The organism is Nostoc cf. edaphicum LEGE 07299, assembly GCF_015207245.1.
GTDB lineage: Bacteria > Cyanobacteriota > Cyanobacteriia > Cyanobacteriales > Nostocaceae > Nostoc > Nostoc edaphicum_B.
The window spans coordinates 1-6,162 of record NZ_JADEXF010000242.1 but is presented as its reverse complement, the minus strand read 5'-3'; the positions used below and the strand labels follow the sequence as shown (position 1 = coordinate 6,162).

At 41.0% G+C, this 6,162-nt stretch carries 6 protein-coding genes; all 6 read right to left on the bottom strand.

The genetic code is table 11. The features are described 5' to 3' along the window. Window positions 1–175: 175 nt before the first annotated feature. The gene (locus tag IQ229_RS09360) at window positions 176–637 is read right to left on the bottom strand and encodes a tRNA (cytidine(34)-2'-O)-methyltransferase (RefSeq protein WP_194043118.1); all 462 of its coding nucleotides are present in this window, start codon (window positions 635–637) and stop codon (window positions 176–178) included. A 345-nt stretch (window positions 638–982) separates the two neighbouring features. Then, entirely contained in the window at window positions 983–2,122 is a 1,140-nt protein-coding gene (gshA, locus tag IQ229_RS09355) for a glutamate--cysteine ligase (RefSeq protein WP_194043116.1), read from the bottom strand. Between the two features lie 201 nt (window positions 2,123–2,323). After that, on the bottom strand, window positions 2,324–4,213 hold the full coding sequence (locus IQ229_RS09350; protein WP_228013336.1) for a phospholipase D-like domain-containing protein: 1,890 nt from the start codon (window positions 4,211–4,213) through the stop codon (window positions 2,324–2,326). Between the two features lie 7 nt (window positions 4,214–4,220). Further along, a complete protein-coding gene (locus IQ229_RS09345) occupies window positions 4,221–5,099 on the bottom strand; it encodes a bile acid:sodium symporter family protein (protein WP_194043115.1) in 879 nt (292 codons plus the stop codon). A 192-nt stretch (window positions 5,100–5,291) separates the two neighbouring features. Then, on the bottom strand, window positions 5,292–5,525 hold the full coding sequence (locus tag IQ229_RS09340) for a hypothetical protein (protein WP_194043113.1): 234 nt from the start codon (window positions 5,523–5,525) through the stop codon (window positions 5,292–5,294). 177 nt (window positions 5,526–5,702) lie between these two features. Next, the coding region (locus tag IQ229_RS09335) for a carboxypeptidase-like regulatory domain-containing protein (RefSeq protein WP_194043111.1) at window positions 5,703–6,162 on the bottom strand (460 nt) is incomplete at its 5' end.

Genomic DNA, 6,162 nt, shown 5'->3' with positions numbered 1-6,162 from the left:
CTTACTATACTTGTAAGTATCTTCCACTACATTTTGCGAATAAATACAATTTTTAGTATATTGTTTTACATATTCTTGCTGTCACCAAGAAAATTTTTGCAATCACAAACAAATCTTTTAATAGGTTTCTGGAAAGGTTATAAGTATATTTACTTATAATCAGGAATGTAAGCAACTATTCTAAATAGCCTAACTGACGACGGCTTTCAAATAAGCCAATGGCCACACTTACTGACAGATTCAAGCTGCGAACCCCCGGTTGGCTCATGGGAATATAGAGGGTAGCATCGCAATCTGACAAAATTGCTGGTGGTAAGCCCGTGGTTTCACTACCAAATAGTAGCCAATCATCAGGTTGAAACTGAAAGCTTACATAATTACACTTTCCACCAACCGTATAACCCAACCACCTGCCGCCACGCCCCTGATGTACGGTTTTAAAGGCTTCGAGGGATTCATGATAGTGTAGTTTGACATAAGGCCAGTAATCTAAGCCGGCTCTTTTGAGGTAGCGATCGCTAATTTCAAACCCCAAAGGCCCCACTAAATGCAACTCTGTACCCGTAGCTGCACAAGTACGGGCAATATTACCTGTATTAGGAGGTATCTGCGGGTTCACTAAAACTACCTGAGGCATTATCCGTATAATTTAAGTATTGTATAAAACAATTTATGGTCAATGTTAAATCTACCAAAAGGTAGAGGCTATTCATAGGTTTTGTTAATAATAATCAAGCATCCTCTATCTATTAGATTTTTTAAACGAAATACAAACTATCCCAGATCAATGCCTGAGAGGATATTTGGCTACAATCGGGAAATATTAAGTTTTGTGTAGAGAAAGTAAGTACTTGTGTTTTTTGGGGCTGGTAGTGCCTGCAATAAAATCTACTATTTGTATGAAGACGAAAGTGGGGAAATGAGGGGATAAGGGGATAAAACAAAGTGTTTTCTCAATACTCAATCCCCAATGCCTTTTGAGTTAACCCAGCAGAGACGAACATAATTTGTCTTCGAGTTCGATTTCGCGCTCTTGGGTGGCGATAATAGCTTGAGTGATGACGCGCTGGGTGTCAAAACCGACCGCGTGTAATTGCAACCACTGTTGAGCTTCATTGCCTTCGCGGAGGATTTTGTGCAAAGGGGAAAGAAAACAGCTAAAACCTTGTTGTTTGGCGATCGCCCAAACATCTTGGTACATTTGAGCAATCCAATCTCTCGCTACCATGCTTCTGCCATCTTGCCAATGCCTCAACTGAGCATCAAGACTACCAGCAGCAGCAGCAGCTTCGTTGTCAGCAGTCAGAGTAACAAGTTCTTCACCAGAGAAAGTACTTTGGGTTAACGGATCGATGCTGGGATTTTCGATTATTTGCAACAAACGCGCTTCTAACAAGGCAGTAATAGCTAGTAAGGCAATAGGATCTGTGACTAAATCGCAAATTCGCAGTTCTAGGCGATTTAAGTCATAAGGACGGCGATCGCCATTTGGTCGCACCGATGCCCACAAATGCCGCACATTCTGCATGGTTCCGGCAATGAGTTGATTTTTCACCCACTGGATATGATCGGCGTGGCTGGCAAATAAGGGCACATGGCTAGGCGTTTGTGGAAAGACGCCCCAACGAGTGGAGTGATAGCCAGTAGCTTTGCCATCCAAGAAGGGAGATGAGGCGCTGAGGGCGAGAAATAGAGGCGCTTCCATACGGATGACTCGACACGCCCGCATTAATACTTCTGGATCGCTGATGCCGACATTGATGTGTACGCTGGCAGTAACTACTTTCGTGCCGTAGGTGTTCTCAATGTAATCATGATAGGGGTTTGCTGGATCGGAACGGAGAAAGCGATCGCTCCCACCCAAAGATAAAGTACTCCCCGGTATCAGGGTGTAATCGCCCAAACGATTGAGGTAGTTTCGCAACTCCCGCCGGGGACGCAGCAAAGCACACAATAAATTTTCGTAATTAAGGGATGGTTGGGTTATGTATTCAACGTTGCGGCTATCTGGTTCGCGCATAAATCCATCCAAAGCCGCAACAATTTTGTCGGAGAGACCGACGATTTCACCTTGAGGTGTGCCCGTATACATCTCAATCTCAAAGCCTTTTAATAAGACCACCTTGTTCTCCTCGGCTCTCTCTACCTATAAATTGTATCGAACAAGACGAATCTCTGGATCTATCTTTAAGTCAATCAAAGGTTAAGAATCATTTAATTGACAATCCCCGCGAAATCAAGACGGTATATTTCAGACGGCATATTTCTGGATTGTCTTTGATAAATTATTACTATTGAAGTATGAAAAATATCCTAGTGTAGGTTAAATACGGTACAAAATAAAATCATTGGGTGAATCACTCTCTTGAACAATCTTGAGACGTATAAACTGCGCCCATACTTCATCACTAAGTAAGTTTAAAGCAGTTTCGGGATTGTTAATTGCGATCGCGCCGATAACTTTACGCCATCCTTGTTGCAATTGCTCAATAAAAGTCTCTTCAATAGAAACTTGACTCAGCAACGAAAGTGCAGTTTTAAAACTTTCTGAATCACCAGGTAAGTTTTTCGATTTTAATCCCTGTAGCGCTACATTCAACCATACAGGCAAAAGTTCTAACCAATTATTATTCTGTATCTCTTTGAGTGCAATATCTTCCATACCTAGCGCACCCCGCACACATAAAGACTCTACAGCCATTTGAAAATCACGGTTTTCTAGAGCATTTTCCCATAATTTTTGAGCATGATTTTGGAAGCGATTAGCGAGAAATTCATAAGCTTCCTGAACTTGATGGGGAATTGTAACTTTATAAACGGACTCACCTCGTGGTAGGTAATCGCCGCGATAGGATAACCAGTTATGAGAACCGCAAAGATAGATTTCTTTATCAACTATTACTTCTTTAACATGGGAATCTCCCAACCAAAAAAACTGTACAGATGGTAAACCATCAGGTGTTTTTATAGCTCGAATTTTTTTCTCTACTTCTGGTGGAACAGGTTTATCTTCATCTTCTTGTCGCCGCGCAATTCCATGTCCAAATAAAATCCAAACTCCGCGATTAGCTAGCTTTTGTAATAGAGTTATAAATTTTTCATTTACAACTGCCTGATTAACCCAAGGAGAATAAATTAGAATCTGACTTTTAGCCGAATTTAAAACTTCTGAAAAAGCTAGGCTAATTTGTCCATTCCGTAACTGTACGGCTTCACCTAGCACTTTAGATTTATCTATTTCATTATTGGCTTTCGTAGAAGTTTCTAGCGCCTCTTTGCGAATCTTTTCAATCCTAGCTTCTATTTCAGTATTTTTCTGCTTGAGAATCGCTTCACGCTCAAAATTGATGGCTTCGGTTGACAATTTACATAATGCTTGCAAGGAGATTCTACTTTCACTATGTAGCACCTCTAACCAATTTGATGCTGACTCTAAAATTTGCTTTCCATTTCTTATTTGAATGCTCAATTTATCTTCAAGAGCATCAAAGATAACAAAAAGCGATATCTTTCTCCAAATTTTTTGAGTCGAAGCTACTACTTTACAGGAAGCGACGATTTTTCCTTCTTCTGGTATATGAAGTGCTAAACCTGAGGCTTGAATACTTTTTTGGATTTCCTCAAGTGGTAAGGAAGCAATATCAGCAATTGTCTTATCAATAGTTATAAAGTCTGCCAAATCAGGCAAATTTATCATTGTCTCATTTAAAGATTCAGATTGAAAAGTTATCTTGTCGCTTAAAGGGTCTGTTATAGCATTAATTTGTATAGGATATGGTGGCTGTGGTACAGACCCTTTTTCATAGAATGAACGCCCTTCAGGAGTGACTGTAATTGGCGATGTTGCTGATAGAGTTTGTAATGAGCGAAGAGTTGCAGTAGTAGTTTTAATAAATACAGAATCAAGCCCAAGTACAGAGGCTAATTCATCCTCTGTTGGCGGAGGTTGAAATTCAATAGCAGCACGGATGATAAATTCTTCGAGGACGTTAAACTGGCGTGGTTCTTTGATATTTAGTTCTACCGGAGTTTGACGCAAGCTATAGCGAAATTGACGCGCTGCTAAAACTGATAAACTAGGACTTTGCGCTTCAATTTCGTCTACAAAATTCTTGAGATTGTCATCAATCGGTTTAGCAGAAGAGGCGAGAAACATCAACGGAACAAGATTGGATAATTTAATTTGTACAAATATTTGTAACCCATGAGGCAAACTACCTTTATGCTTTCAACAAGCCTTGGCGACGACTAGCCCACCAAGCAAATCCAGCACCAGTCACAAACATTAGCAGACTATAAATTGCCCCAGGAATGGCCATTGTAGGAGTATTTAGCAGTGTAGGGGTAGAAGCGATCGCGATCGCTAAAGTCCCATTTTGAATTCCTACTTCTATGGTAATTGCCGTAACGCTTTTTTCTCCTAATCGGGTTAAGGTAGCGATCGCAAAACCTAAAGCCATTGCAACCACATTCAAAACCAGAGTTGCCCAGCCCACATCTATTACATAAGAAATAAAATTATTCCGTTCTCGCAACAGCACTCCAGTAATTACCACCGTCAGGAAAAATAAAGACAGCCACTTTACAGGTTTATCTGCCTTATCTGCCAGTGCGGGTGCATACCGCTTGGCTATCATCCCAATTGCTACAGGTAGAAGTGTAATCACCGCAATCTGCAAAACAGTATTTAAGAAAGGTAACTGTAGCGTTGTTCCTTGTCCCAAAAATGTCTGCATTGACAAATTTACTACCAGAGGAATCGTAAAAACCGTAATAAAACTACTAATAGCTGTTAGCGTCACAGAAAGAGCAACATCACCCCTAGCCAAAAACGTAATCATATTAGAAGTAGGACCACCAGGACACGCTGCTAAAATCATCACGCCTACTGCTAATTGTGGGCTAAGGGGAAACACTGACGCAATGCCAAAGCCCACAATCGGCAACACCACCAACTGCGCTACCAAGCCAATCACCACCGCTTTGGGATAGATTACAACTCGCTTGAAGTCCTCTAGGGTCAAGGTTAACCCCATACCTAACATGATAATAAATAGAGCCAAGGGCAGAAAAACAGCCGTCAGAAAATTTGTTTCCATCCTTAACCCGCGTTGGTAACAATAAAAGTTCTTCTGGATTTTACCGTATTCCCGTTAAAATTCTAGTTATTGCTTGTGACAATCAATATAATTAACCACAAATAAACATAGATTCTCATAGAAGCGCACAGATGTACGCCCCTAAGCAAGCCTATATTTAATTCAAATGAGAATCGCTACAGCAAGCAGGCTTTATGGAAGATGAGTGGTTTGTACCTCTTCTAAGGATGGTGGAGATTTAGAAGAACTAGCGCTACTTTCTGGTGTTGAAAGTTCATCATTTACAACTCCATCCCATGAATAATTGCAGATTTTTGTGCGAAGTAATGTACCAAATGTCAGGTTAATTACTACAGCGAAAGAATCGATAAAAATTAGATTCAAAAAGCGATCGATCATTAGACCCCCTTGAGCTAAATTGAGCATCAAGTGATAGTTGCTTTCTTACTACACATGCCACAATGTTTTTTCCAGAAATGTGTCCGGCTAAATACTGATCATTTAGACCGTAGTTATTGCTGGAGCAGGGGGAAAGAGGCTTTTGCGATTTGTGTACAGATTAATCTAAAAATCATTTGAGAGAATTTATTTTTTAGAAGTCTGTTAAGGGATTGACGACTGTTGCAAATTAAGCTCTTGGAATGCTTCAGAAGACTCTTGCAATTGCAAGCTACCAGCAGATTTACCGTTGATTTGTAGAGTGTATTTACCCTGTGGCAAGCCTTCTAAATAATAGACTCCAGCACCGTTGGTAACAGAAAAACGCCGAGTCCCCCGATCTGGTTGTATAGCTTCTACCCGTGCGCCTGCGATCGCTTGACCTTGAGCATCCGTAATTACCCCCGATCGCGTATAAGAACGAATAAGCGGAATCATCACAGAGGTGTAACTACCAGCAATCACATCAACGGCTAAGGATTCAGCCGCAGCCTGCCAATCAGGAGGTAAACCTGCTGGATCGAGGTCGAGGCGATAAACGCCAGGAGACATCCTTACTAAAGTGCGATCGCCCTGGATTTGTGGTAAAAACGACTTCAGAGGTTTATTGTTCAAAGTCAACAAT